The 24,925-nt window shown below is 72.6% G+C and carries 22 protein-coding genes; 15 read left to right on the top strand and 7 right to left on the bottom strand.

The window, feature by feature from the left end; all coding sequences use genetic code 11:
* Window positions 1-282: 282 nt before the first annotated feature.
* Window positions 283-717 carry a hypothetical protein gene (locus tag ACWZEH_RS13525; protein ID WP_456198432.1) on the bottom strand — a complete coding sequence of 145 codons (435 nt, stop codon included), beginning with the start codon at window positions 715-717 and terminating at the stop codon, window positions 283-285.
* Window positions 718-913: 196 nt separating this feature from the next.
* Between ACWZEH_RS13525 and ACWZEH_RS13520 the strand changes: the two genes are divergently transcribed.
* Both ACWZEH_RS13520 and ACWZEH_RS13515 read left to right on the top strand, forming a co-directional pair.
* Window positions 914-1,759: a MurR/RpiR family transcriptional regulator gene (locus ACWZEH_RS13520; protein ID WP_456198431.1), complete on the top strand. Its 846-nt coding sequence runs from the start codon at window positions 914-916 to the stop codon at window positions 1,757-1,759.
* 115 nt (window positions 1,760-1,874) lie between these two features.
* Window positions 1,875-2,459: a hypothetical protein gene (locus tag ACWZEH_RS13515; RefSeq protein WP_456198429.1), complete on the top strand. Its 585-nt coding sequence runs from the start codon at window positions 1,875-1,877 to the stop codon at window positions 2,457-2,459.
* A gap of 31 nt (window positions 2,460-2,490) precedes the next feature.
* Here the strand turns inward: ACWZEH_RS13515 and ACWZEH_RS13510 are convergent, their stop codons facing one another.
* Window positions 2,491-3,924 (bottom strand): type III PLP-dependent enzyme domain-containing protein, encoded by a 1,434-nt coding sequence (locus ACWZEH_RS13510; RefSeq protein WP_456198427.1) that lies wholly within the window; start codon window positions 3,922-3,924, stop codon window positions 2,491-2,493.
* Window positions 3,925-4,050: 126 nt separating this feature from the next.
* On the opposite strand from ACWZEH_RS13510, the gene hutU reads away from it, so the two are divergent.
* The 4 genes from hutU to hutI all read left to right on the top strand — a co-directional run bounded on the left by hutU (window position 4,051) and on the right by hutI (window position 9,807).
* Window positions 4,051-5,769 carry a urocanate hydratase gene (hutU, locus tag ACWZEH_RS13505; protein ID WP_456198425.1) on the top strand — a complete coding sequence of 573 codons (1,719 nt, stop codon included), beginning with the start codon at window positions 4,051-4,053 and terminating at the stop codon, window positions 5,767-5,769.
* 32 nt (window positions 5,770-5,801) lie between these two features.
* Window positions 5,802-7,055, top strand: coding sequence for an allantoate amidohydrolase (locus tag ACWZEH_RS13500; RefSeq protein ID WP_456199589.1), 1,254 nt, complete (start codon window positions 5,802-5,804; stop codon window positions 7,053-7,055).
* A gap of 119 nt (window positions 7,056-7,174) precedes the next feature.
* Window positions 7,175-8,518: a formimidoylglutamate deiminase gene (locus tag ACWZEH_RS13495; RefSeq protein WP_456199588.1), complete on the top strand. Its 1,344-nt coding sequence runs from the start codon at window positions 7,175-7,177 to the stop codon at window positions 8,516-8,518.
* An 80-nt stretch (window positions 8,519-8,598) separates the two neighbouring features.
* Entirely contained in the window at window positions 8,599-9,807 is a 1,209-nt protein-coding gene (gene hutI / locus ACWZEH_RS13490) for an imidazolonepropionase (protein WP_456198424.1), read from the top strand.
* Between the two features lie 225 nt (window positions 9,808-10,032).
* Here hutI and ACWZEH_RS13485 read toward each other — a convergent pair whose 3' ends face one another.
* Window positions 10,033-10,962, bottom strand: coding sequence for an RNA polymerase sigma factor SigF (locus ACWZEH_RS13485; protein ID WP_456198422.1), 930 nt, complete (start codon window positions 10,960-10,962; stop codon window positions 10,033-10,035).
* 239 nt (window positions 10,963-11,201) lie between these two features.
* Here ACWZEH_RS13485 and ACWZEH_RS13480 point away from each other — a divergent pair, with 239 nt between their 5' ends.
* A complete protein-coding gene (locus tag ACWZEH_RS13480) occupies window positions 11,202-11,579 on the top strand; it encodes an STAS domain-containing protein (RefSeq protein WP_456199587.1) in 378 nt (125 codons plus the stop codon).
* Between the two features lie 308 nt (window positions 11,580-11,887).
* Entirely contained in the window at window positions 11,888-12,481 is a 594-nt protein-coding gene (locus ACWZEH_RS13475) for an ATP-binding protein (protein ID WP_456198420.1), read from the top strand.
* A gap of 466 nt (window positions 12,482-12,947) precedes the next feature.
* Here the strand turns inward: ACWZEH_RS13475 and ACWZEH_RS13470 are convergent, their stop codons facing one another.
* On the bottom strand, window positions 12,948-14,444 hold the full coding sequence (locus tag ACWZEH_RS13470) for an oligopeptide:H+ symporter (protein ID WP_456198418.1): 1,497 nt from the start codon (window positions 14,442-14,444) through the stop codon (window positions 12,948-12,950).
* Between the two features lie 538 nt (window positions 14,445-14,982).
* On the opposite strand from ACWZEH_RS13470, the gene ACWZEH_RS13465 reads away from it, so the two are divergent.
* Both ACWZEH_RS13465 and ACWZEH_RS13460 read left to right on the top strand, forming a co-directional pair.
* Complete coding sequence (locus tag ACWZEH_RS13465) at window positions 14,983-15,660, top strand: response regulator transcription factor (protein ID WP_456198416.1); 678 nt, start codon at window positions 14,983-14,985, stop codon at window positions 15,658-15,660.
* A gap of 43 nt (window positions 15,661-15,703) precedes the next feature.
* Window positions 15,704-16,975 (top strand): ATP-binding protein, encoded by a 1,272-nt coding sequence (locus ACWZEH_RS13460; RefSeq protein WP_456198414.1) that lies wholly within the window; start codon window positions 15,704-15,706, stop codon window positions 16,973-16,975.
* A gap of 55 nt (window positions 16,976-17,030) precedes the next feature.
* On the opposite strand, the gene ACWZEH_RS13455 is transcribed toward ACWZEH_RS13460, so the two are convergent.
* On the bottom strand, window positions 17,031-17,585 hold the full coding sequence (locus ACWZEH_RS13455; RefSeq protein WP_456199585.1) for a GtrA family protein: 555 nt from the start codon (window positions 17,583-17,585) through the stop codon (window positions 17,031-17,033).
* A gap of 195 nt (window positions 17,586-17,780) precedes the next feature.
* On the opposite strand from ACWZEH_RS13455, the gene ACWZEH_RS13450 reads away from it, so the two are divergent.
* From ACWZEH_RS13450 to ACWZEH_RS13440, 3 genes are read left to right on the top strand one after another with little or no spacing between them, the layout of a single operon-like run.
* Complete coding sequence (locus tag ACWZEH_RS13450) at window positions 17,781-18,920, top strand: 5-(carboxyamino)imidazole ribonucleotide synthase (RefSeq protein WP_456198412.1); 1,140 nt, start codon at window positions 17,781-17,783, stop codon at window positions 18,918-18,920.
* A complete protein-coding gene (gene purE / locus ACWZEH_RS13445; RefSeq protein ID WP_456198410.1) occupies window positions 18,917-19,447 on the top strand; it encodes a 5-(carboxyamino)imidazole ribonucleotide mutase in 531 nt (176 codons plus the stop codon). The genes ACWZEH_RS13450 and purE overlap by 4 nt, the downstream gene beginning before the upstream one ends.
* A complete protein-coding gene (locus tag ACWZEH_RS13440) occupies window positions 19,444-20,655 on the top strand; it encodes a dipeptidase (protein WP_456198409.1) in 1,212 nt (403 codons plus the stop codon). Before purE ends, ACWZEH_RS13440 begins: the two co-directional genes overlap by 4 nt.
* Window positions 20,656-20,983: 328 nt before the next feature.
* On the opposite strand, the gene ACWZEH_RS13435 is transcribed toward ACWZEH_RS13440, so the two are convergent.
* A complete protein-coding gene (locus ACWZEH_RS13435; RefSeq protein WP_456198407.1) occupies window positions 20,984-21,343 on the bottom strand; it encodes a VOC family protein in 360 nt (119 codons plus the stop codon).
* Between the two features lie 141 nt (window positions 21,344-21,484).
* Here ACWZEH_RS13435 and ACWZEH_RS13430 point away from each other — a divergent pair, with 141 nt between their 5' ends.
* Window positions 21,485-22,027: a CGNR zinc finger domain-containing protein gene (locus tag ACWZEH_RS13430; RefSeq protein ID WP_456198405.1), complete on the top strand. Its 543-nt coding sequence runs from the start codon at window positions 21,485-21,487 to the stop codon at window positions 22,025-22,027.
* Window positions 22,028-22,127: 100 nt separating this feature from the next.
* Here the strand turns inward: ACWZEH_RS13430 and ACWZEH_RS13425 are convergent, their stop codons facing one another.
* Window positions 22,128-23,471 (bottom strand): UDP-glucose dehydrogenase family protein, encoded by a 1,344-nt coding sequence (locus ACWZEH_RS13425; protein WP_456198404.1) that lies wholly within the window; start codon window positions 23,469-23,471, stop codon window positions 22,128-22,130.
* Between the two features lie 249 nt (window positions 23,472-23,720).
* Between ACWZEH_RS13425 and ACWZEH_RS13420 the strand changes: the two genes are divergently transcribed.
* The gene (locus tag ACWZEH_RS13420) at window positions 23,721-24,893 is read left to right on the top strand and encodes an acyl-CoA dehydrogenase family protein (RefSeq protein WP_456198403.1); all 1,173 of its coding nucleotides are present in this window, start codon (window positions 23,721-23,723) and stop codon (window positions 24,891-24,893) included.
* Window positions 24,894-24,925: the final 32 nt, after the last annotated feature.

Genomic DNA, 24,925 nt, shown 5'->3' with positions numbered 1-24,925 from the left:
TACGCGGGCGTCACGTGCGCGCAGCACTCGCTTAACACCGGTCCGGCAGATTGGTCGTTGTCGGCGGGCAGGGAGCGGCTCCCCTTCCCGGCCGGCGGGGAACGGCGTCACAGGACCTCCGGAGCGGCTCCCGGACCTCCATGGACGCCAGACGCGCAACCCGGTCCGACCGGCCCGCGTCGCTACGCGGGGACCACCGTCGTCCCGCCCCCCGGTAACGGGGGTGCGGTGGTCCCCGCGTCAACCCGTTCAGCGTCCCGCGATCCCGTTCGGCCCCCGCGCTCAGTCCTCCCGGGCGTCGTCCTGCCGCCGGTGCCCGAGGCGGCCGAACAGGCCCGGGTTGGTGCGGGCCGCCTGGACGGCGTTCACGCCGACGATGCCCAGCCAGGCGACCAGCAGGCCGGGCAGCTGGGCCACGCCGCCGCCGATCGCGGACAGCGGCACCGCCAGGACCAGGGAGACGATCCCGAAGCCGAACCGCTCGCCCCAGGTGTCCGTGGCCTTCGGCGACCGGGAGTCCCGGGCCACCGTCATCTGCTGTTCGGTGAGCTGCCGGCGCACCCGGCGCTCCACCGCGCCGTCGATACGCTGGTCGACCTTCTCCAGGAACGAGTCGACCAGCGCGGACTCGTACTCGTCGCCCAGTTCCCCGCGTGCCCGCAGGGTGGCGTCGAGTTCCTTCTTCAGATCGGTGTCCCGTGCATCCATTCCGGTCATACGGACCACGGTAGGCAGCCCGGCCGCCCGGGGCACTGGGGATAACCCCCTTTGTCGGCGGGGGGCCTGCCCGCTCCCGGTCGTGCGCGCCCCGCGTTCGCCTGTATAACGGCATGCAGGAAGCACGGTGGGTGAATAGGCCGTGCGGGCGGCCGGGTGACCGGAGCCGGTGAACAGGTCGAGGGGGAGCCGCGTCGTGAGCGTCACCGAAGGGCCTGCCGCGCGCCTGCAGGCGCTGTTCGAGGGGCACCGGCTGACGCCGACGCAGCGGCGCATCGCGCACAGCATGGTGCGGCGCGCCGCCGACGTGCCGTTCCTGTCCAGCGTGGAACTGGCCGAACTGGCCGGCGTCAGCCAGCCCTCCGTGACCCGGTTCGCGGTCGCCCTCGGCTTCGACGGCTATCCCGCCCTGCGGCGGCATCTGCGCGAGGTCGTGCCCTTCGGACCGCCGGCGCCGGACGCCGGGTCGTACAACGAGTACCAGCGGGCCGTCGAGGCCGAGATCGAGAACCTGCGGCACCTGGCCGAGGTGCTCGCCGATCCGGAGCCGGTGCGGCGGGCGGGGCGGATCCTCGCGGGCAGCCGGCCGCTGCCCGTGCTCGGGCTGCGCGCGGCGGCGGCACAGGCCCACGGCTTCGCCTACTTCGCCGCCAAGGTCCACCCCGACGTACGGCTGCTCAACGAGGGCGGCACCATGCTCCACGACCGCATCGACGCCGCCGCGGCGGCCGGAGCCGGGGCCCTGCTCTGCTTCGCGCTGCCCCGGCACCCCCGGGAGGTCGTCGACGCCCTCACCCACGCCAGGGAGACGGGGCTGACCGTCGTCACCGTCGCCGACTCCGCCTTCGCGCCGGTCGCCAAGTTCTCCGACCTGCTGCTGCCCGCGGCCGTCGGCACCGGGCTCGCCTTCGACACGGCGTGCGCGCCGATGCTGCTGGGCCGGGTGCTGCTGGAGGCGATGTGCGACGACCTGCCCGACGCCCAGGCCCGCCTGGAGGAGTTCGACACGAAGGCGGCCGCGCGCGGCCTGTTCGTGGAGTGACGGCGCGAGGCGCCGTTCTCGGCGCGGTATCTCAGATTTCTCTCACCTCGGGTCACTAATCTTCGCTCCGGACCCTACGGACGCTCCACTGCAGTGGGACGGGAGGCTGGACGTGATGCGCGCAGGACAAGGGCTGGCTCGGGTGGCCGTGGTCGTACGGGCCGGAGCGGCACCACTGGGGTGGCTGGGCGTGTCCGCGGCGGGCATCGGCGTGCTGGTGCCGGGACTGACCGGCCGCCGGATCGGCGTGCTGGCCGGGGCCGCGCTGTTCCTCGTGGCCATGGCCGTGGTGGCGTACGTACGGCGCGGGCGGTACCGCGAGCTGGCCCGGCCGTCGGTGCGGGCGGGCAAGCACGACGTGCTCCAGGACCGCGCGGTCAGCGTGCGCGACTGGCGACGCCGGCACCGCTGGTGGCTGCTGCTCGCCTTCCTCGCCGCCCTGGGCAGCGGGTTCGCGGTGCCCGCGGCGGGCGGTCTGCTGCTCGCCGGGTGCGGTGCGGGTCTGTGGCTGAAGGCGTCCTGGATCGGCCGTCTGGAGCAGGCCGACGAGGTCCTCCTGTGGGTCCGCGTCGACTGGCTGAGCGGCGGCGCGAGCAGCCCGGCCGGCAAGGCGGTCAAGGGCTACCGCACCACAGGCATCGCGGCGGGCGACGCGACCCCGGGCGGCGCCCGCCGCCGCCGGGCCTCGGCCCTGACCTGACCTGACCCGGCCCGGCCCGGTGATCAGGTGGTCAGGTGGTCAGGGCGTCGGGGTGGGCACCACCCGATTCGGCCACGATCTCCTCGACGGTCTGGGCCGGGCGCACGAGCGCGAACGTGACCTGGCCGGGGCTGCCGGCGGTGAAGCCGTGAACGGCCGGGCGGGGAAGTGAGTTGTACCCGTAGTGGTGGGCGAAGTAGTACGCGCCCGTGTCCAGCGCCGCCGCGTGGTCGCCCTGCTCCAGCAGCGGCAGCGGCTGCCCCCGGGCGAGCAGGTCGCCCGCGAAGCAGGCCGGTCCCGCCACGTCCTGCACCACCGCCGGGCCCTCCTTCGGCCGCCCCCCGGCGTCGTACGCGGCGATCCTGAGCGGCCACGCCCCCGGCGCGTACACCGTCCGAGTGGCCACCTGCACGCCCGCGTGCGTCACCGCGACCGGACGCCCCCCGGCGCTCTTGGCGTACTCCACCCGGGCGACGACCGTGCCGTGCTTCGCCAGCAGCGACCGCCCGAACTCGGTGACCAGCCCGTACCGCCCGTCGAACAGCCCCGGCACGGTCTCCCTCAGCAGCCGCGCGTACCGCGCGTACGTCGGATCGGTCGCGTCGGAGGTGAAGTTCACCGGCAGCCCGCCACCGATGTCGACGGTGTCGACCTGCTGCCGTCCCGCGCGCCTGTTGATCTCCTCGGCCAGTGCGTACGTCCGGGCCACACCCCTGGCCATCAGGGGCAGGGCGATGCCCTGGGAGCCGGTGTGCGTGTGCAGCCGGGTCAGCCACGGCCGGTCGAGATACGTCCGCACGACCCACTCCCGCGCCCCCTCGTCGCGCAGTGCCACACCGAACTTCGAGGTGGCCGTGGCGGTGGCCAGTGCCTCGATGGCGCCACCGCCGATCTGCGGGTTCACCCGGATACCGAGGGGGGAGCGGAGACCGGCCGGCCGTTTCGGGGAGTCGGCCACCAGGGCGTCGATGCGCGCCAGCTCCTGCGGGTTGTCCACGTTGACGGCGATGCCCAGCGACAGCGCCTCCCGCAGCTCGGCCGGAGTCTTGGCGGGCGAGTCCAGCACCGTCCATGCCGGCGGCACCCCCGCCGCCCGCGCCAGGGCCAGCTCGCCGGGGCTGGCGACCTCGGCCCCGATGCCCTCCGTGCGCAGCAGTCGCAGCACGGGTATCAACGGGGTCGCCTTCACCGCGAAGGCGTGCAGCACGGGGGTGCCGGGCGGTGTCACCGCCGCGAAGGCCTCCCGCAGTTCGGCAGCCGACTCCCGGATGCCCGTGACGTCGAGCAGCGCCACCAGGGGGTGACCGGGGCCGAGCAGTCCCTGCGCCACGGCGGCCCGCACCGCCGCGTCCCGCCGGGCCGCCCGTCCGGTCCCCGCTGCCCGCCCGTCGTGCTCGCCGTGGCCCGTCTCCGGCGCTTTGCCGTCGTCTTCCCTGCCCCTGCCCGTGCTCATGTCGGCGCCCATGTCTTCAGCCAAGCACCGCCGGGCGCCCCGTGCCGACACGGCCGCATGCATTGACTGGCCCTATTCAGTCTGTGAAGGTGTGAATAAATGTAGTAAGTGCGGGAGCTCGCCACCAGGAGGCAGACCATGTCGGAACCCCGCCCGCCCGTCCGCGCCCCGCGCGGCACGGACCTGAGCACCCTGGGCTGGCCACAGGAGGCCGCCCTGCGCATGCTGCAGAACAACCTCGACCCCGAGGTCGCCGAGCACCCCGACCGGCTCGTCGTCTACGGCGGCACCGGCAAGGCGGCCCGCGACTGGCGCTCCTTCGACGCCATGGTCCGCACCCTGAGGACCCTCAAACAGGACGAGACGATGCTCGTCCAGTCCGGTCGCCCCGTCGGCGTCATGCAGACCCACGAATGGGCCCCGCGCGTCCTCATCGCCAACTCCAACCTCGTCGGCGACTGGGCCAACTGGGAGGAGTTCCGCCGTCTGGAGGCCCTCGGCCTGACCATGTACGGGCAGATGACCGCCGGTTCCTGGATCTACATCGGCACCCAGGGCATCCTCCAGGGCACCTACGAGACGTTCGCCGCCGTCGCGGCGAAGAAGTTCGGCGGCACCCTCGCCGGGACCGTCACCCTGACCGCGGGGCTGGGCGGCATGGGCGGCGCCCAACCGCTCGCCGTCACCATGAACGACGGCGTCGCGATCTGCGTCGACTGCGACCCGCGCGCCATCGACCGCCGCATCGGACACCGCTACCTGGACGTGCGGGCCGACTCCCTCGACCACGCCCTCCGCCTGGCCACCGAGGCCCGTGACGCCCGCCGCCCGCTGTCCGTCGGTGTCCTCGGCAACGCCGCCGACGTGGTCCCGCGGCTGCTCGCCATGGGCGCCCCCGTCGACATCGTCACCGACCAGACCTCCGCCCACGACCCGCTGGCCTACCTGCCCACCGAAGTCGCCTTCGAGGACATGGCCGACGCCGCCGCGAAGGACCCGGCCGGTTTCACCGCCCGCGCCCGCCAGTCCATGGCCCGGCACGTCGAGGCGATGGTCGGTTTCATGGACGCCGGGGCCGAGGTCTTCGACTACGGCAACTCCCTCCGCGGCGAGGCCCGACTCGCCGGATACGACCGCGCCTTCGCCTTCCCGGGCTTCGTACCCGCGTACATCCGCCCGTTGTTCTGCGAGGGCAGGGGCCCCTTCCGCTGGGCCGCCCTGTCCGGCGACCCCGCCGACATCGCGAAGACCGACCGGGCCGTCCTCGACCTCTTCCCCGAGGCCGAGTCACCGCAGAACGCGTCCCTCGCCCGCTGGATGCGCCTGGCCGGGGAGCGGGTCCGCTTCCAGGGCCTGCCCGCGCGCATCTGCTGGCTCGGGTACGGCGAGCGGGACAGGGCGGGGGAGCGGTTCAACGACATGGTCGCCTCCGGGGAACTGTCGGCCCCCGTCGTCATCGGCCGCGACCACCTCGACTGCGGCTCCGTCGCCTCCCCGTACCGCGAGACCGAGGGCATGCTCGACGGCTCCGACGCGATCGCCGACTGGCCGCTGCTCAACGCCATGGTGAACGTGGCGTCCGGGGCCTCCTGGGTCTCCGTCCACCACGGCGGCGGCGTCGGCATGGGCCGCTCCCTGCACGCGGGCCAGGTGACGGTCGCCGACGGCACGAAGCTCGCCGGCGAGAAGATCCGGCGGGTCCTGACCAACGACCCCGGCATGGGCGTCATCCGCCACGTGGACGCCGGCTACGAACTCGCGGACTCGGTCGCGTCGGAGCGGGGCGTACGGGTACCGATGCGTGAGGGGGCCGAAGGGACCGCGGGGGCCGCGGGGGCCGAGGCGGAGGGTGCGTGACCGTGCCCTCCGCGCCCCCCACCTTCCAGGAGATGTGGCGTGAGCTGCTCCCTCTCGGCCGTCACCCCGGCTCCGGCGGCTACCGGCGCTATGCCTGGACCGGTGCCGACGCCGAATGCCGGGCCTGGTTCGCCGCGCAGGCCGAACGGCGGGGACTGCGGCTCGACGTGGACCGGAACGGGAACCAGTGGGCCTGGCTCGGGGACCCCGCCGACGGGGGCGCCGTCGTCACCGGGTCCCACCTGGACTCCGTGCCGGACGGCGGCGCCTTCGACGGACCCCTCGGCGTGGTCTCCGCCTTCGCGGCCCTCGACGAACTGCGCCGGAGGGGGGAGGAGGACGGCACCCGGCGGCGGACCCGGGGCCGGGACCGGCTCCCCAGCCCCCTGGGCATCGTCAACTTCGGTGACGAGGAGGGCGCCCGCTTCGGGCTCGCCTGCGTCGGCTCGCGGCTCACCGCCGGACAGCTCACCCGCGACCGGGCGCACCGCCTCACCGACGGCGACGGGATCACCCTGCCCCGGGCGATGGAGGCCGCCGGACACGACCCCGACGCCATCGGCGCCGACCCCGAACGGCTCGCCCGCATCGGCGCCTTCGTCGAACTGCACGTCGAACAGGGCCGCGCCCTCGACCTGTCCGGCGACCGGGTCGGCATCGCCAGTGCCATCTGGCCGCACGGGCGCTGGCGGTTCGACTTCCGCGGCGAGGCCAACCACGCCGGCACCACCCGCCTCGCCGACCGCCGCGACCCCATGCTGCCCTACGCCGAAACCGTCCTCGCCGCCCGCCGCGAGGCCGAACTCGCCGGTGCCGTCGCCACCTTCGGCAAGATCGCCGTCGAGCCGAACGGCGTCAACGCCATCCCCTCCCTGGTGCGCGGCTGGCTCGACTCCCGCGCCGCCGACCAAACGAGCCTGGACGCCGTGGTCGCCGGGGTGGAGAAGGCGGCCCGCGTCCACGCCGCCGCCCACGGCGTGGACCTGGACGTGGTCCGCGAGTCCCGCACGCCCGTCGTCGACTTCGACCACGCCCTGCGCGACGAAGTCGCCCGCATCCTGGGCCGGGAGGCGGACGACGGGCGGGCGCCGGCCCGGATCCCCCTCCTCGGCACGGGCGCCGGACACGACGCCGGGATCCTCTCCGCGAGCGTTCCGACCGCCATGCTGTTCGTGCGCAACCCCACGGGGGTCTCGCACTCCCCGGCCGAGTACGCGGCCGAGGACGACTGCCTGGCCGGGGCGACCGCTCTCGCCGACGTACTGGAAGGGCTGGTGTACGGGTGACACGGGACAGCGGCACCACGACGAGCGCCACGGCCGGCCCGGCGGGCACGGCCACCACGACTGCCGTCCCCACCGCGCCCGCCCCGCCGTCCCCCACGGCCACCGGGCGGACGTACTGGCTGGAGCACGCCTGGCTCGGCGACCGGGTCGAGCCGGGCGTGACCGTGACCGTCGGTGTCCGTGACGCCGGCGACACCCGTGGCGACGGCCGCATCACCACCGTCACCACGGGCGTGCCCACCCCGCCCCCCGGGGCCGAGATCCTGCGCGGGCTGACCCTCCCCGGGCTGGCCAACGCCCACTCGCACGCCTTTCACCGCGCTCTGCGCGGCACCGTCCAGGCCGGTGCCGGCACCTTCTGGACCTGGCGCGAGGTGATGTACTCGGTCGCCGACCGGCTGACCCCCGAGACCTACCACCGGCTCGCCCGCGCCGTGTACGCGGAGATGGCGCTCGCCGGCATCACCGCCGTCGGCGAGTTCCACTACCTGCACCACGCCCCCGGCGGCACTCCGTACGCCGACCCCAACGCCATGGGCGAGGCCCTCATCGCGGCCGCCGCCGAGGCCGGCATCCGCATCACCCTCCTCGACACCGCCTACCTGTCCGCCGGCTTCGGCGAGCCGCCCACCGCCCACCAGCGCCGCTTCTGCGACGGCACCGCCGAGGCCTGGGCCGAACGCTGTTCACTTCTCAGGGAACAGGACCACGCGCGGATCGGTGCCGCCATCCACTCCGTACGGGCCGTGCCCGCCCGGGAGCTGGCGACCGTGGCCCGCTGGGCACAGGAGCGGCGGGCTCCGCTGCACGTGCACCTGTCGGAGCAGACCGCCGAGAACGAGGCCTGCCAGGAGGCGCACGGCCGCACCCCGGCCCGCCTGCTCGCCGACCACGGCGTGCTCGGACCGCGCACCACGGGCATCCACAGCACACACCTCACCGGCCAGGACATCGCGCTCATCGGCGACAGCGGCACCGGCACCTGCATGTGCCCCACCACCGAACGCGACCTCGCCGACGGCATCGGTCCCGCCGCCGCCCTGCAGCGCCGGGGCTCCCCGCTCTCCCTCGGCTCGGACAGCCACGCCGTCGTCGACCTGCTGGAGGAGGCGCGCGCCCTGGAGCTGAACGAGCGCCTGCGCACCCGCACCCGCGGTCACTGGACGGCGAACGCCCTGCTGCGGGCCGCCACCGCCGACGGGCACGCCGCCCTCGGCTGGAACAGGGCGGGCACCATCGAACCCGGCGCCCCCGCCGACCTGACCACCCTCACCCTGGACTCGGTCAGAACAGCGGGGCCGCTGCCCCGGCTCGGCGCCGAGACCGCCGTATTCGCCGCGACAGCGGCCGACGTCCGGCACACGATCGTGGCGGGACGACACGTCGTACGCGACGGGACGCACACCCTCGTCCCCGATGTGCCGCACGCCCTCGCGCGCGCTGTCGAGGCGCTGAGGCCCTGAACGCCGCCGGCCGGAACGCCGGGCGCCCGAGGACCGGCCACCGCAGCCCCGTACCCGCCCCCGCCATCCACGAGGACGCCATGAGCAGCACCGCCATCGTCAACATCGCCACGCTGGTCACCAACGATCCCTCCCTCGGACGGGGGACCCCCCGCTCGAGCACGTCCAGGAGCGGGGGAACGTCTCCTCTCGGGCTGGTCCGGGACGCGGCCGTCGTCATCGACGGCGACCGCGTGGTGTGGACCGGCGAATCGGGCAAAGCGCCCGCCGCCGACAACCGGGTCGACGCCGAAGGCCGGGCGGTGGTCCCGGGCTTCGTCGACTCGCACTCCCACCTGGTCTTCGCGGGCGACCGCACCGACGAGTTCAACGCCCGGATGTCCGGCCGCCCCTACAGCGCGGGCGGTATCCGCACCACCGTCGCCGCCACCCGGGCCGCGAGCGACGCGGAACTCGAGGCGAACCTGACCCGTTTCCTCACCGAGGCGCTGCGGCAGGGCACCACGACCATCGAAACCAAGTCCGGCTACGGACTGACCACCGAGGACGAGGCCCGCGCGCTGCGGCTGGCCGCCCGCCACACCGACGAGGTCACCTACCTCGGCGCCCACATCCCCGCCCCCGAGTACGCCGACGACCCGGCCGGCTACGTGGACCTGGTCACCGGGAGGATGCTGGACGCCTGCGCGCCGCACGCCCGCTGGATCGACGTCTTCTGCGAGCGGGGCGCCTTCGACGGTGACCAGGCGCGCGCCGTTCTCACCGCCGGCCGGGCCAGGGGCCTGCACCCGCGCGTCCACGCCAACCAGCTCTCCCACGGCCCCGGAGTGCAGCTCGCCGTCGAACTCGACGCGGCCAGCGCCGACCACTGCACGCATCTCACCGACGCCGACGTGGACGCCCTCGCCCACAGCCGTACGGTCGCGACCCTGCTGCCGGGCGCCGAGTTCTCCACCCGGTCCGCCTGGCCAAACGCCCGCCGGCTGCTCGACGCGGGCGTCACCGTCGCGCTGTCCACGGACTGCAACCCGGGGTCGTCCTTCACGTCCTCGGTGCCGTTCTGCATGGCCCTCGCCGTGCGGGACATGGGCATGACGCCCGACGAGGCGCTCTGGTCGGCCACCGCGGGCGGTGCGGCGGCCCTGCGCCGCACCGACATCGGCCGCATCACCCCCGGCGCCCGCGCCGACCTCGCCCTCCTCGACGCCCCGAGCCACGTCCACCTGGCCTACCGCCCCGGCGTCCCGCTGGTCGCGGGCGTATGGCGGCGAGGCGTCCGCGAACTCTGAGCAGTCCGCGCGCCACCCCTTCACGCGCCACCCCTTCGCGCCCCCGGAGCAGCGGCCGGCGGCGTGAAACGCGTTGCGCCCCGTACCCGGCCGGTGTCCGGTGCCCGGGGAGGGCGGTCCGGCGCCGGCGGGGTGCGGGGCGCGACGTGCGGGGCACGCTGTGCGAGTCGTCCGTGGGGGCCGTGCCCTGCGTCGACCGTGCGGGGTGCAGGACGCGGCCGTCCGTCATTCCTCGACGGTCAGCCCCTTGCGCAGCCGTACCAGGGTGCGTGACAGCAGCCGTGACACATGCATCTGTGAGATACCCAGTTCCTCGCCGATCTCCGACTGGGTCATGCCCGCCACGAAGCGCAGCGAGAGGATCTTCCGGTCGCGCGGCGGCAGTTCGGCGATCAGCGGCTTCAACGACTCGACGTACTCGATTCCTTCGAGCCCGTGGTCCTCGTAACCGATCCGGTCCGCCAGCGCGCCCTCGGAGTCGTCCTCCTCCGGCTGGGCGTCGAGCGAGGAGGCGGTGTAGGCGTTCGACGCCGCCATGCCCTCGACGACCTCGTCCTTGGAGATGCCCAGCCGCTCGGCCAGTTCGCCCACCGTCGGGGACCGGTCGAGCTGCTGCGCCAGCTCGTCACCGGCCTTGGCCAGGTCGAGCCGCAGCTCCTGCAGCCGGCGCGGTACGCGCACGGACCACGAGGTGTCACGGAAGAAGCGCTTGATCTCACCGATGATGGTCGGCATCGCGAAGGTGGGGAACTCCACGCCGCGCGAAAGCTCGAAGCGGTCGATCGCCTTGATCAGACCGACGGTGCCGACCTGGATGATGTCTTCCATCGGCTCGCTGCGCGAGCGGAAGCGGGAGGCGGCGAACTTGACCAGGGCCAGGTTCAGCTCGACGAGCGTGTTGCGTACGTACGAATACTCGTGGGTGCCTTCCTCCAGCGACTCCAGCCGCTCGAAGAGGGTCTTGGACAACGCCCGTGCGTCGACCGGGCCCACCTCGTCAAAAGGGGGGATCTCCGGGAGCCCGACGAGCAGATCGTCATCCGGGACGACACCCATGTCGTCCTGCTCGATGGGAATCAGATGTTCCGGAGGGAGTGTCGACGTCGCTTCCTGGGTAGGCGATGCGTCGAGCCGGGGTGACATGATGTCCTCCATCGTTCTCGGCGTATGGCTGCCGATGCCGTTACGTGCACTGCGGTGTGCGGCGCCTCCAAAGCCGGCCGTGTCGAGTACGTGTCCCTACTAGCCCTACCCGTTTTCACAAGCTCACCGCAAGTAAGTTCTGTTGGTGTATGTCCGTTTGGGGGCGATTGTTCGGCTGTCGAAGCGCGCCGGAAAGGCGTAATGTTCGGCAGCGTCAGTAGCAGCCACGACCGGTGGGAGAGAGAGACGGCATGGACCGCGGGACGGTCGGCAGTGCACAGTCGGGCCGGCTTCTGGTCGACGTGCGGGAAGAGGGCCCCAGTGTCGTCGTGACTCCGGCGGGTGAGTTGGATCATCACACCGCCGATCTGTTGCGCGAGCCGCTGGAGAAGTGCCTCGCCAAGGGATTCAAGCGGCTCGTCATCGACTGCTCCGGCCTGGAGTTCTGTGACTCCACCGGGCTCAATGTGCTGCTCGGCGCCAGGCTGAAGGCCGACGCCGCCGGTGGCGGGGTGCATCTCGCGGGAATGCAGCCCGTGGTCGCGCGCGTGTTCGAGATCACGGGAGCGGACGCGGTGTTCACCGTCCATGACAGCCTCGAGGCGGCTCTGGCCGACAACCCCGGATGACCGCGAGGGCAGGCCGGCGCCACCCCGCGGCGGGTCCGGGGGCGGGCGTTCTCCTTCCGGTGCGCCGGGCGACACGTCGCTCCCCGGGTTCCTTCGCGAGCCCTTTTTCGGCATGCTCCCGGATCGTTGCGCCGTTCTCGTGCGAACACGGGGGTGTGCCTTTGGTCACCTCGGGCAGAAGACAAGCTGAACATGTCCGCTGTTGTGGTCGTGGGGATGCCGAGAACCGGGCGATCCCGCACCGTGTGACTGAGTGAGTACGGATTTTTTCGAATGGTGAACTGGTGAATCGGTGAGGTGAAGCGCTGATGAGCACCACCCGGCCCTACCCGCCGGGCGACCGCGGTCCGGAGCCCAGCGGTGCTTCCGGGGTGCCCGGGGGCAGCGCGCCGACGGCGGGCGCGCCCGACGGGGGCGTGGCCTCGTCCCCGTCGGGCGCGCAGTCCACCGCGGCGTCCGTGCCGGAGGCATCGGGGTCGTCGGGTTCGTCGGGAGGGCGTCAGGTCCGCCGGCTGAGTTTCGAGGACCAGAGCGGTGTCGTTCCCCTCGCCCGCGACTTCACCCGCCAGGCGCTGCACGCGTGGGGCTGGCTGCCCGCCGCCGCCGACCGGAGGGCCGCCGCCGAGGACATCCTGCTCGTCGTGTCCGAACTGGTCACCAACGCGTGCCTGCACGCCGAAGGGCCGGACCGGTTGAGCATCGTCTGCGACAACAAGGTGATCCGGCTCGAGGTCACCGACCGCGGCACCGGTCAGCCGGCACCGCGTACCCCGCACCAGGCGGGGCGGCCCGGCGGGCACGGCATGTTCATCGTGCAGCGGCTCTGCCTGGACTGGGGCGTCGTACGCACCCCGGGTGTCGCGGGCAAGACCGTGTGGGCGGAACTCGGGGCGCCCGCCTGACCGGCGGAGCCCTCACCCATCGCGGTGCCGCTCGTCCCACACCGCCGACCGCCCGCCGAAGCCCCACGGATCCGGCTCGCACGGTGTCCTCCTCCCCCGTGGTCCCCGACGCACCTCGACGGGCCGTCCGGCCCGATGTGACGTCGGGGAGGGCGGGGGAGAGCGGCCTTTTGGGCCGTCCGCCGGACAGGTCCTCCGCGCGGGACCGGCCGTGGCGGGCCACGTGCGCCCCCGACCACCGGTGCCGACGGCCCCGCACCCCTGAGAACCGGGCCACCACCGACGCCGGCACGGCGCGGCCTTCGTGCCCCGCCCCGTGACCACGGCGGGTCCGCCCGTGCCCACCGCGACCGCGGCGAGATCGCCCAAAGGGCCCCGCAGCCGTACGTACGTTCCGGCGTACGTACGGCTGCGAGGCCCTTTGGCTCATGAGCGCGGCCTGCGGCGAGCCGCCCGGGTCACGGCCTCAGCGGACGCTGCCCATCAGCGACTTGACCTTGCTGCGGTACATCCACACCGCGACACCGGCGACCACCGCGAGGGCGGCCTCCATCGCGACGACGCCCGGCCTGTTCAGGTCGACACCGGCGATGGAGAGCAGGCCGGTCGTGGCGTCACCGGCGGTGACGGCCAGGAACCAGACACCCATCATCTGCGAGGCGTACTTCGCGGGCGCCATCTTCGTGGTGACCGACAGGCCGACCGGGGAGAGCAGCAGCTCACCGACGGTCTGCGTGAAGTAGATCGCCACCAGCCAGGCCGCCGCCGCCTTGTGGCCGCCCTCGGCGATCGACAGCGGGGCCAGGAACAGGAAGAAGGACGCGCCGACCAGCACCAGGCCGGAGCCGAACTTCACGATCGTGCTGGGCTCCTTGCCGCGCCGGTTCAGCGCCAGCCAGAACCAGGCGAAGACCGGGGCCAGCGCCATGATCAGGACCGGGTTGACCGACTGGTACCAGGAGACGGGGAACTCCCAGCCGAGGACGCTGTTGTCGGCCGACGCGTCGGCGAAGATCGACAGGGTCGAGCCGCCCTGGTCGTAGATCATCCAGAACACGGCCGCGGCCACGAAGAACCAGATGTACGCGGACATCTTCGACTGCTCGTCCCGGTCCAGGTCCCGGTCACGCTTGATCCGCACCAGCACCAGCACCGGGACGATCACGCCGAGCAGCGTCAGCGGGACCAGGATCCAGTTCAGCGTGTAGTTGCCGGAGAAGCCGATGACGGCGTAGGCGACGACGGCGATGCCGGCCCAGAGGGCGGCCTTGCGCAGCGTGGCGGACTTCTCCGCGGCGGACAGGGGCTTGGGCACGACGCCGGAGTGTGCGGCGAGGTGGCGGCTGCCCAGCAGGAACTGGAGCACACCCAGCCCCATGCCGACGGCGGCGAGTGCGAAGCCCAGGTGCCAGTTGACGCTCTCACCGACGGTGCCGATGATCAGCGGCGCGGCGAAGGCACCGAGGTTGATGCCCATGTAGAAGACGGTGAAGCCGCCGTCGCGACGCGGGTCGTCCGGACCGTCGTACAACTGGCCGACCATCGTGGAGATGTTGGCCTTGAGGAGGCCGGAGCCGATCGCGACCAGGCCGAGACCCGCGTAGAAGGTGCCGGCGGACGGCAGGGCCAGCGTCAGGTGGCCGAGCATGATGACCGCGCCGGCGACGGCGACGGTCTTGCGCGGTCCCAGCACCCGGTCGCCGAACCAGCCGCCCGGCATCGTGAGCAGGTACACCAGCGACAGGTACACCGAGTAGATGGCCGTCGCCGTGCCGGCGTTCAGGCCCATGCCGCCCGGGGCGACGAGGTACAGCGGGAGCAGAGCCCTCATGCCGTAGTAGGAGAACCGCTCCCACATCTCGGTCATGAAGAGAGTGGCCAGTCCGCGGGGGTGGCCGAAGAAGGTCTTCTCGGAGCCGGGGGTTCCCGGCGGGACCGAGTCCTTCGTCAGGCTGGACGCCATGGTCGTTCCTTGTGGGTCGGGACGCGTCGCGTGAGTGTGTACGCGCCCGGTGGGGGGCTGGCCGGCACCGGCGGCCCCCACCGTCCACCCCCACGCCCCTGGGGAGTCCGCCCCGGATCACGGAGCGGCGGACGGCGACCACCGGGATCCACGCCTCCACGCGCGTCCATGCGCGCCGAGGCCCGGCCACAGGTCATTTTTTCCGGGGCCGGCGGGAGCCGGCCGGGAGGGGCTGGCGCGAGACCGGCCCGCACACGGACGGAGACCTTCGGCGTCACATGCGCCAAAGGTCCCCGTGGTGCAACAGGCGTTGATTCACCATACGGCAGGACAGTGACCGAAATGGAAGGACTTGAGACAGGGATCACAGGTTCAGAGGGCCCGTGATCACCCGTTCGAAGGTCGTCTCCACGATCGCACCCCACACCTCCAGGTGCGGCACGCGGGTCCCGCGCGTGAGAATCCGGTGTGCTCCGGGTAAGAACCGGCGCCGGTGATCACACCCCGGGCCGTGCCGGTGCGGGACTACCATCAGTCCATGACCCGTGTACTGCTCGCCGAGGACGACGCGTCCATCTCGGAGCCCCTGGCCCGCGCCCTGCGCCGGGAGGGGTACGAGGTGGAGGTGCGTGAGGACGGACCCAGCGCGCTCGACGCAGGCCTGCAGGGCAGCATCGACCTGGTGGTGCTGGACCTCGGACTGCCGGGCATGGACGGCCTGGAGGTCGCCCGCCGGCTGCGTTCCGACGGTCACACGGTCCCGATCCTGATTCTCACCGCGCGCGCCGACGAGGTCGACACCGTCGTCGGTCTGGACGCCGGCGCCGACGACTACGTCACCAAGCCGTTCCGGCTCGCCGAACTGCTCGCCCGGGTGCGGGCCCTGCTGCGGCGCGGCGCCGCCGAACCGCAGCAGCCGCCCGCGACGCACGGGGTGCGCATCGACGTCGAGTCGCACCGGGCATGGATGGGCGAGGAGGAACTCCAGCTCACCGCCAAGGAGTTCGACCTGCTACGGGTCCTGGTCCGGGACGCGGGCCGGGTCGTCACCCGCGACCAGCTGATGCGCGAGGTCTGGGACACCACCTGGTGGTCGTCCACCAAGACCCTCGACATGCACATCTCCTGGCTGCGCAAGAAACTCGGCGACGACGCGGCCAACCCCCGCTACATCGCGACCGTACGGGGCGTGGGATTCCGCTTCGAGAAGAGCTGAACCCCACCCCTGTACGTCGTGATCCCGGTTCGGATATGAGGACATGCGCCGCCGACTGATCCAGTCCACGCTCGCCGTGGTGCTCGTCGTGATCGCCGTATTCGGCGTCTCCCTGGTGATCGTGGAGACCCGTACGATCACCGAAAGCGCCAGGGAGCGGGTCGAGTCCGAGGCGGTACGGCTCGCCAGCATCGTCGACAGCAGGCTGCTCCTCGAGGAGAAGGTCACCGCCGAGGTCCTCAGGGACCAGGTCACCGAGGACCGCTACGTCGTCGTCCGCCTGCCCGGCAGGGAGCCCGTCGAGATCGGCGAGAAGCCGGAGGGCGAGGTCATCGGCGCCTCGGCGTCCGGCGAGGAGGGCGAGACGGTCACCGTCCAGGAGCCGAGCTCCTCGGTGACCCGGGAGGTCGGCCGCACGCTGCTGATCATCGGACTGGTGGCACTGCTGGCGGTGATCGCGGCGGTACTGCTGGCGGTCCGCCAGGCCAACCGGCTCGCCTCCCCGCTGACCGACCTCGCGGAGACCGCCGAGCGCCTCGGCTCGGGCGACCCGCGCCCCCGCCACCGGCGGTACGGCGTTCCCGAGCTGGACCGGGTCGCGGACGTGCTGGACTCCTCCGCCGAGCGCATCGCCCGCATGCTGACCGCCGAGCGGCGCCTGGCCGCCGACGCCTCCCACCAGCTGCGCACCCCGCTCACCGCGCTGTCCATGCGGCTGGAGGAGATCACCCTCACCGACGACCCCGAGACGGTGAAGGACGAGGCGACGATCGCGCTGGCGCAGGTGGAGCGGCTGACGGACGTGGTGGAGCGGCTGCTGACCAACTCCCGCGACCCGCGGACCGGTTCGGCCGTCACCTTCGACCTCGACGAGGTGATCCAGCAGCAGCTCGCGGAGTGGCGCCCCGCCTACCGCAGCGCCGGCCGCGCGATCGTCACCTCCGGCAAGCGGCACCTGCGGGCCGTCGGCACGCCGGGCGCGGTCGCCCAGGTGCTGGCCGCGCTGATCGAGAACTCCCTCATGCACGGGGGCGGCACGGTCGCCCTGCGCACCCGGGTCACCGGGAACCAGGTCGTCATCGAGGTCACGGACGAGGGCCCGGGAGTCCCCACCGACCTGGGCGCCCGCATCTTCGAGCGCGCGATCAGCGGACACAACTCCACCGGCATCGGCCTGGCGGTCGCCCGCGACCTCGCCGAGGCGGACGGCGGCCGGCTGGAGATGCTTCAGGTCAAGCCCGCGGTCTTCGGCCTGTTCCTCTCCCGCACCCCGCCGCACAAATCCCGGGACGACAACCGCCACACGGTGCGCTGACCAGGGAGGAAGCCGGCGTACGTACCGGCGCCGGCCCGGGTCCGGGGCCCGGTGCCTACGGCACGCGCTGCCGGGAGGACTGCCCCGCGGCTTTGTGCCCGCTCTCCGTGGCGGGACCCGCCGCCGCGGGTGCCGCGACCCCGGGCAGCGCGCGGAACACCCAGGTGCGGTAGGACCAGAACCGGAACAGGGTGGCGACCCCGATGCCGAGGAACTTGAAGATGTTGCTCTGCAGCGGGCTGTCCCAGCCGAATCCGTAGGTCGCCGCGTACAGCAGGCCGTTCTCGATCACCAGGCCGACCGCGCTGAACAGCAGGAACAGCGACATCTCCTTGGTCCGCCCGGACTTGTCGCGGTCCCGGTAGGTGAAGTAGCGGAAGCCCAGGTAGTTGAAGACGATCGCGACGACGGTCGCGACGACGCTCGCCCGCACCACCGGGAGATCGGTCACCTGCCGGACCAGGTTGAACACGAGGAGATTGACCAGTAGCCCCGCCCCGCCGACCGCGCCGAACTTCACGGCTTCACGGACGAGCCGGTCGAGGCGCTGCCGTATGGAGCCGCGCGGGGCCGGGGCACCCGTCGAGGGCCCCGAGGAACCGCGTCCCATGGTCGTGCCGGCCCCCGTCCGTGGAGTGGCGTCGTAGGAGCGCCGAGGTGGCGTCAACCAGACCATGCTAACCACCCGTCCGCGCGATCTTCCCGCGGATGGACGCCGGGGCCGCAGACCGTCCGGGAACGGTCCAGGAGCGGCCGGGAACGACCGTGGAACCGGCCACCATGGCTCGACCGATACCCTGGGGGCGTGACGTTCCCGGTAGTCGGCATGGTCGGCGGGGGCCAGCTCGCTCGTATGACACACGAGGCGGGCATCCCGCTCGGCATCAGGTTCAAGCTCCTCAGTGACACTCCGCAGGATTCCGCGGCGCAGGTCGTCGGCGATGTCGTCGTCGGCGACTACCGCGACCTGGACACGCTGCGCGCGTTCGCCCGCGGCTGCGACGTGATCACCTTCGACCACGAGCACGTGCCCACCGAGCACCTGCGGGCCCTGGAGGCGGACGGCATCCCCGTCCGCCCCGGCCCCGAGGCGCTGGTGCACGCCCAGGACAAGGGGGTGATGCGTGCCCGGCTCGACGCGATCGGCGTGCCCTGCCCGCGGCACCGCATCGTCAAGGACCCCCGGGACGTGGCCGCGTTCGCGGCCGAGGGCGAGGGTTTCCCGGTCGTCCTCAAGACCGTCCGCGGCGGCTACGACGGCAAGGGCGTGTGGGTCGTGGACTCGGCCGAGGAGGCCGCCGAACCGTTCCGGGCCGGGGTCCCGGTGCTGGCCGAGGAGAAGGTCGACTTCGTGCGCGAGCTGGCCGCCAACGTGGTCCGCTCCCCGCACGGCCAGGCCGTCGCCTACCCGGTCGTCGAGTCGCGGCAGGTGAACGGCGTCTGCGACACGGTCGTCGCGCCCGCGCCCGGTCTGGACGACGACCTCGCCCTGCGCGCCGAGGAGATGGCGCTGAACATCGCCAAGGAACTCGGGGTCGTCGGCCATCTCGCCGTGGAGCTGTTCCAGACCCGCGACGGCCGCATCCTCGTCAACGAGCTCGCGATGCGCCCGCACAACTCCGGCCACTGGTCCATGGACGGCGCGATCACCTCGCAGTTCGCCAACCACGTCCGCGCCGTCCTCGACCTCCCGCTCGGCGACCCCCGCCCGCGTGCGAAGTGGACGGTGATGGTCAACGTCCTGGGCGGCGACTATCCCGACATGTACTCCGCGTACCTGCACTGCATGGCCCGCGACCCCCAGCTGAAGATCCACATGTACGGCAAGGACGTGAAGCCCGGCCGCAAGGTCGGCCACGTCAACACCTACGGCGACGACCTGGACGACGTGCTGGAGCGCGCCCGTCACGCAGCCGGCTACCTGAGAGGCACGATCACCGAATGAGCCCCAGCCCCGTAGTCGGCATCGTCATGGGTTCGGACTCCGACTGGCCCGTCATGGAGGCCGCCGCCAAGGCCCTCGGCGAGTTCGAGATCGGCCACGAGGTCGACGTCGTCTCCGCGCACCGCATGCCCCGCGAGATGATCGCGTACGGCGAGCAGGCCGCGGACCGCGGGCTGAAGGTGATCATCGCGGGTGCGGGCGGCGCCGCCCACCTGCCCGGCATGCTCGCCTCGGTCACCCCGCTGCCCGTCATCGGCGTCCCCGTGCCGCTGAAGCACCTCGACGGCATGGACAGCCTGCTCTCCATCGTGCAGATGCCGGCCGGCGTCCCGGTCGCCACCGTCTCGGTGGGCGGCGCCCGCAACGCGGGACTGCTCGCGGCCAGGATCCTCGCCGCCCACGACGAGGAGCTCCTCGGCCGGATGCGGGAGTTCCAGCAGGAGCTGAACGACCAGGCCACGGAGAAGGGCAGACGCCTGCGCGCCAGGGCCGAGGGCTCCGGCGACGGCTTCGGCTTCGGGAAGTGAGCCCCGTGACGTCCACGTCCCTCGACGACGCCCGCGCGCTGCTCGCCGAGTTCCCCGTCGTGGACGGGCACAACGACCTGCCCTGGGCGCTGCGCGAACAGGTCCGCTACGACCTCGGCGCCCGGGACATCACCGGCGACCAGTCCGCCCACCTGCACACCGACATCCCGCGGCTGCGCGCGGGCGGCGTCGGCGCGCAGTTCTGGTCGGTGTACGTCCGCGCGGACCTGCCCGACGCGGTGCCGGCCACCCTCGAACAGATCGACTGCGTACGGCAGCTGCTGGCCCGCCACCCCGAGGACCTGGCACCCGCGCTGACCGCCGCCGACATGGAGGCGGCGCGCGGACAGGGCCGTATCGCCTCCCTGATGGGGGCCGAGGGCGGCCACTCCATCGCAGGCTCCCTCGGCACCCTGCGCGGGTTGTACGACCTCGGCGTGCGCTACCTGACCCTCACCCACAACTACAACGTGGCCTGGGCGGACTCCGCGACGGACGAGCCCGGCGTGGGGGGCCTGTCGGCGTTCGGCCGCGAGGTGGTCCGGGAGATGAACCGGCTCGGCATGCTGGTCGACCTCTCGCACGTCGCCGCCACGACCATGCGGGACGCGCTGGACACCACGTCCGCGCCGGTGGTCTTCTCCCACTCCTCCGCCCGCGCGGTCTGCGACCACCCGCGCAACATCCCGGACGACGTACTGGAACGGCTGCCCGCCAACGGCGGCGTCGCCATGGTGACGTTCGTGCCGAAGTTCGTGCTCCAGGAGGCCGTCGACTGGACGGCCGCGGCCGACGAGAACATGCGCGCCCACGGCTTCCACCACCTGGACACCACCGCGGAGGGGATGAAGGTGCACGCCGCCTTCGAGGAGGACCACCCGCGCCCGGTCGCCACCGTGTCCACGGTGGCCGACCACCTGGACCACATGCGCGAGGTCGCCGGCGTCGACCACCTCGGCATCGGCGGCGACTACGACGGCACCGCCTTCACCCCCGACGGCCTGCGCGACGTCTCCGGCTACCCGAACCTGATCGCCGAGCTGCACGACCGCGGCTGGTCCAGGACCGACCTGGCCAAGCTGACCTGGCAGAACGCGGTACGGGTGCTGGGCGCCGCCGAGGACACCGCCCGCGGACTCCGGGCGACCCGCGGCCCGTCGAACGCGACCCTGGAGTCCCTCGACGGCGAGGGCAGCGGCAACGGCTGAGACAGGCCGGTCCAGCACCCGCGCCCCCGGCGCCGGCACCTTCTGCTAGGCCTCGTCGGCCTCCTCCCGGGTGCCGCCCGCCTCGAAGTCCGGGTGGAACTGCCGCGAGCCGTGGTCGGCCGGGGGCCGGCCGGGCGGGCTGTACCCGGGCGCCCGCCGGAAGGACGGGCGCGGGGCCCGGCGGGGACCTGGAGCACCATCCGGTCCGGGTCCTCCTCCTCGGGCACGCCGCCCCCGGCGGCCGTGTGGAAGCGGGCCGGCCGGCGCGGCTCGGGACAGCCGACGACGGGGCGCAGACGGGCCACAGCGGCCATGGGTCCTCCCGGCGTCAGCAGGCGCACAGACAGAAGGGGTGTCCCGCCGGGTCCGCGTACACCCGGAAGGCCCGCGAGCGGTCCTCCGTGTCCAGCGGCTTCGCACCGAGCGCCAGCACCTCCTTCTCGGCGGCGTCCAGGTCTTCGACGGTCAGGTCCAGGTGGAACTGCTGCGAGTGGTCCGGCGCAGGCCAGCGCGGCGGTACGTGCCCGGAGGCCTCCTGGAACGCGAGCGTCGGCCCGCCGGGCACCCGGAGGTCCACCCAGTCGCCCTGGCCCTCGATCGCGCCGCCCAGCAGTTCGGCGTAGAAACCGGCCAGCGCACGCGGATCGACGCAGTCCAGGACGACGGCACCCACCTTGGCGACAGGCATGACTTCCTCCTCGAATCCCTGATCTCTCATCCTTCTGGTTACCGCCAAAGCCGGGTAACCAGTAACCGTTACTGCATGCTGCCGCATGGAGGGTAACGTCGCAAGGGGAAACGCAGGGGATGCGAGAGGTACCGTCCGGACATGAGCGAGAGATCGGCCGCACCCGGAGGCCTGGCCCTGGTCCAGGACCTGGTCAACACACTCGACCTCGAGTCGGGTGCCGACACGCTGGACACGGCGGACGGCCGCTCCCGCTTCGGGCTTGTGGAGGGCGACGCGGCCGGCGTCGAGTCGGCGCGCACCCTGCGCGAGGCGCTGCGCGCGGCCCTGCTCGCCCACGCCGGTCATCCGCCGCACCGCGCGGTCGTCCCGCTCGGCACGCTGCTCACAAAGGCCCCGCTGGTGGTCACCGTCGACCCGGCGGACGGCTCCGCCGTCCTCGTACCCGTCGACGGGGGACCCCTGCTCTCCCGGGTCGCGGCGGCCGTGGCGGAGGCGGTCGCGACGGGTACGTGGATCAGACTGAAGGCCTGCGAGGCCGCCGACTGCCACTGGGCGTACTACGACCGCAGCCCCGCGGGGCGCGGCCGCTGGTGCTCCATGCAGGTGTGCGGCGCCCGCGCCAAGATGCGCCGCTACCGCTCGAAGCGGCCGCGGCCGCAACCGCGGCCGAGAGGGTCGTAGGCGTCACAGCGGCCCCGCCGGACCCGCCCCGTGGTGCAGAATGCAAGCAGACGCCGGTTCGGCCGACTGAGCCTCGGCCGAACCGGCGTCACCCGTTCCGTCAGGCGGTGGGGCGCCCCATCGCGCGGTAGCGCCATCCGGCCCGGCGCCACGCCTCGGCGTCGAGCGCGTTGCGCCCGTCCAGGACCAGCCGCTGGGCCGCGACCTCGCCCAGCGCCGCCGGGTCCAGCTCGCGGAACTCCCGCCACTCCGTCAGGTGCAGCACCACGTCCGCGCCCCGCACCGCGTCGAGCGCCGAGGCCGCGTACCCGAGGGTGGGGAAGAGACGCCGGGCGTTGTCCATGCCCTTCGGGTCGTACACGGTGACCTGGCCGCCCTGGAGGTGTATCTGGCCCGCGACGTTCAGCGCCGGGGAGTCCCGTACGTCGTCCGAGTCCGGCTTGAAGGTGGCGCCGAGGACCGCGACCCGCTTGCCCAGGAACGCCCCGTCGCCCAGTGCCTGCCGGGTCAGCTCCACCATGCGGCCGCGCTGGCGCATGTTGATCGAGTCGATCTCCCGCAGGAAGGTCAGCGCCTGGTCCGCGCCCAGCTCGCCGGCGCGCGCCATGAACGCCCGGATGTCCTTCGGCAGGCACCCGCCGCCGAAGCCGATCCCGGCGCGCAGGAACTTCGGGCCGATCCGGTCGTCGTAGCCGATGGCCTCCGCCAGCTTGGCCACGTCGGCGCCGGTGGCCTCGCACAGCTCGGCCATGGCGTTGATGAAGGAGATCTTGGTGGCGAGGAAGGAGTTCGCGGAGGTCTTCACCAGCTCCGCGGTCGGGAAGTCGGTCACCACGAACGGGGTGCCCTCGGCGACCGGCGTGGCGTACACCTCCCGCAGCAGCTTCTCGGCCCGCTCGCTCCTGACGCCCACCACGACCCGGTCCGGGTGCAGCGTGTCCTGGACGGCGAAGCCCTCGCGCAGGAACTCCGGGTTCCAGGCCAGTTCGGCGTCCTCACCGGCCGGCGCGTGCCCGGCCAGGTAGGCCGCCAGCCGGTCGGCCGAGCCCACGGGCACCGTCGACTTGCCGACGACCAGCGCGGGGCCGGTGAGGTGCGGAGCCAGCGAGGCGAAGGCGGAGTCGACGTACGACATGTCGCAGGCGTACTCGCCGTGCCGCTGGGGAGTGTTCACGCAGACGAAGTGGATGTCGCCGAACGCGCCGACCTCGGCCCAGTCCATGGTGAACCGCAGCCGGCCGGTCGACCCCTCGATCCCGGCCACGTGCCTGCGCAGCAGCTCCTCGAGTCCCGGTTCGTACATCGGGACCTCGCCCCGCCGGAGCATGTCGATCTTCTCCGGGACGACGTCGAGGCCCAGCACCTCGAACCCGAGCTCCGCCATGGCCGCCGCGTGGGTCGCACCGAGATAACCGGTGCCGATCACGGTGATCTTGAGGGCCATGCGTGCTCCAGGGGTGTACGGAAGCCAGTGCGGGCTGAGCATATCCGGGGCCGCCGGGCGCGCCGCACGGGGCGATCCCGCTCGTTACCGCCCATTGCGGCCCCGTAGCCGTTCCGCTGTCACCAAACTCACGTGCTGCCGCGGGGACGGGAGTTCTAAAATGGGAGTTACTTAACAGTAGTTAGCATCATCGGGGCGTCGCCCTTCGTCGTACCACGTCGCACCTCGTCGTCTTTGGAGTGAGAGACCTTGGCCGGATCGGCTGATTTCGACCTGTACCGCCCGTCCGAGGAGCACGACATGCTCCGCGACGCCGTCCGCTCGCTGGCCGAGGCGAAGATCGCGCCGTACGCCGCGGCGGTGGACGAGGAGGCACGCTTCCCGCGGGAGGCGCTCGCCGCGCTCCTCGGGGGCGACCTGCACGCCGTCCACGTGCCCGAGGAGTACGGCGGCGCGGGCGCCGACGCGCTCGCCACCGTCATCGTGATCGAGGAGGTGGCCCGCGTCTGCGCGTCCTCCTCCCTGATCCCCGCCGTGAACAAGCTCGGCTCCCTGCCGGTGATCCTCTCCGGTTCCGAGGCGCTGAAGAAGAAGTACATGACCCCGCTCGCCAAGGGCGACGGGATGTTCTCGTACTGCCTCTCCGAGCCGGACGCCGGCTCCGACGCGGCCGGCATGAAGACCAGGGCGGTCCGCGACGGCGACACCTACGTCCTCAACGGCGTGAAGCGCTGGATCACCAACGCCGGCGAGTCCGAGTACTACACGGTCATGGCGGTCACCGACCCGGCCAAGCGCTCCAAGGGCATCTCCGCCTTCGTCGTCGAGAAGTCCGACGAGGGCGTCTCCTTCGGCGCCCCCGAGAAGAAGCTCGGCATCAAGGGCTCCCCGACCCGCGAGGTCTACCTGGACGACGTCCGCATCCCGGCGGACCGCATGATCGGCGAGGAGGGCACCGGCTTCGCCACCGCGATGAAGACCCTCGACCACACCCGCATCACCATCGCCGCCCAGGCCCTCGGCATCGCCCAGGGCGCCCTCGACTACGCCAAGGGCTACGTCCAGGAGCGCAAGCAGTTCGGCAAGCCGATCGCCGACTTCCAGGGCATCCAGTTCATGCTCGCCGACATGGCCATGAAGATCGAGGCCGCCCGCCAGCTCACCTACGCCGCCGCCGCCAAGTCCGAGCGTGTCGCCGCCGGAGGGGCGGAGGGGGACCTCACCTTCCAGGGCGCCGCCGCCAAGTGCTTCGCCTCCGACGTGGCCATGGAGGTCACCACGGACGCCGTCCAGCTCCTCGGCGGCTACGGCTACACCCGCGACTACCCGGTCGAGCGCATGATGCGCGACGCGAAGATCACCCAGATCTACGAGGGCACGAACCAGGTCCAGCGGATCGTGATGGCGCGCAACCTGCCGTAACCCCGGCGCACGGACCCGCGAAGGGCGCCCGG

This window comes from Streptomyces yamdrokensis (genome assembly GCF_053890455.1).
This window is presented reverse-complemented; position numbering and strand designations above follow the sequence as displayed.

Bases quoted from the DNA above. Each gene is read 5' to 3' on its own strand.
- ACWZEH_RS13525 (WP_456198432.1), bottom strand. From the start codon at position 717: ATGACCGGAATGGATGCACGGGACACCGATCTGAAGAAGGAACTCGAC.
- ACWZEH_RS13515 (WP_456198429.1), top strand. From the start codon at position 1,875: ATGCGCGCAGGACAAGGGCTGGCTCGGGTGGCCGTGGTCGTACGGGCC.
- ACWZEH_RS13510 (WP_456198427.1), bottom strand. From the start codon at position 3,924: ATGGGCGCCGACATGAGCACGGGCAGGGGCAGGGAAGACGACGGCAAA.
- hutU (WP_456198425.1), top strand. From the start codon at position 4,051: ATGTCGGAACCCCGCCCGCCCGTCCGCGCCCCGCGCGGCACGGACCTG.
- ACWZEH_RS13500 (WP_456199589.1), top strand. From the start codon at position 5,802: ATGTGGCGTGAGCTGCTCCCTCTCGGCCGTCACCCCGGCTCCGGCGGC.
- hutI (WP_456198424.1), top strand. From the start codon at position 8,599: ATGAGCAGCACCGCCATCGTCAACATCGCCACGCTGGTCACCAACGAT.
- ACWZEH_RS13485 (WP_456198422.1), bottom strand. From the start codon at position 10,962: ATGGAGGACATCATGTCACCCCGGCTCGACGCATCGCCTACCCAGGAA.
- ACWZEH_RS13480 (WP_456199587.1), top strand. From the start codon at position 11,202: ATGGACCGCGGGACGGTCGGCAGTGCACAGTCGGGCCGGCTTCTGGTC.
- ACWZEH_RS13475 (WP_456198420.1), top strand. From the start codon at position 11,888: ATGAGCACCACCCGGCCCTACCCGCCGGGCGACCGCGGTCCGGAGCCC.
- ACWZEH_RS13470 (WP_456198418.1), bottom strand. From the start codon at position 14,444: ATGGCGTCCAGCCTGACGAAGGACTCGGTCCCGCCGGGAACCCCCGGC.
- ACWZEH_RS13465 (WP_456198416.1), top strand. From the start codon at position 14,983: ATGACCCGTGTACTGCTCGCCGAGGACGACGCGTCCATCTCGGAGCCC.
- ACWZEH_RS13460 (WP_456198414.1), top strand. From the start codon at position 15,704: ATGCGCCGCCGACTGATCCAGTCCACGCTCGCCGTGGTGCTCGTCGTG.
- ACWZEH_RS13455 (WP_456199585.1), bottom strand. From the start codon at position 17,585: ATGGGACGCGGTTCCTCGGGGCCCTCGACGGGTGCCCCGGCCCCGCGC.
- purE (WP_456198410.1), top strand. From the start codon at position 18,917: ATGAGCCCCAGCCCCGTAGTCGGCATCGTCATGGGTTCGGACTCCGAC.
- ACWZEH_RS13435 (WP_456198407.1), bottom strand. From the start codon at position 21,343: ATGCCTGTCGCCAAGGTGGGTGCCGTCGTCCTGGACTGCGTCGATCCG.
- ACWZEH_RS13430 (WP_456198405.1), top strand. From the start codon at position 21,485: ATGAGCGAGAGATCGGCCGCACCCGGAGGCCTGGCCCTGGTCCAGGAC.
- ACWZEH_RS13425 (WP_456198404.1), bottom strand. From the start codon at position 23,471: ATGGCCCTCAAGATCACCGTGATCGGCACCGGTTATCTCGGTGCGACC.